The sequence below is a fragment of the Knoellia flava TL1 genome (assembly GCF_000768675.1).
GTDB lineage: Bacteria > Actinomycetota > Actinomycetes > Actinomycetales > Dermatophilaceae > Knoellia > Knoellia flava.
The window spans coordinates 1-379 of the sequence record NZ_AVPI01000093.1; the positions used below are offsets into that span (position 1 = coordinate 1).

1 protein-coding gene is annotated in these 379 nt (G+C 72.6%); it reads left to right on the forward strand.

Translation table 11 applies throughout. The annotated features are described in order from the left end of the window. The coding region (locus N798_RS18555) for a hypothetical protein (protein ID WP_035951162.1) at positions 1 to 379 on the forward strand (379 nt) is incomplete at both ends.

Consider the following 379-nt stretch of genomic DNA (forward strand, 5'->3'; position numbering starts at 1 on the left):
CTGGGGGCGGTGTCGACGGCGGTGGCGGACCTGTATGCCGCGTTGACCGCCCCTGCCTGCGCGTCCTCCGGGGCGTCGGTCGCCGGACTGTCGGAGCCGGCAGGACTGCTCGACGCGGACACCCTGCTGTCGACGATCGAGCAGGCTCAGCAGGTCATCAACATCTGCGGCGGGATCCAGGCCCACGCGATGGCCCACCTCGCCGCGCACGAGGAGGTCCGCGACGTCGAGGACGCCTCAGGCTGGGTGTGGAAGCGGCACGGGCTCGGGTTCGTCGCTGACGACACCGCCTCCCTCGTCGCCGACCGGCTCGGGGTCTCGGTCCCGGTCGCGGCGAATCGCGTCGAGGACGCCGTGCACCAGGTGACCGTCACCCCAC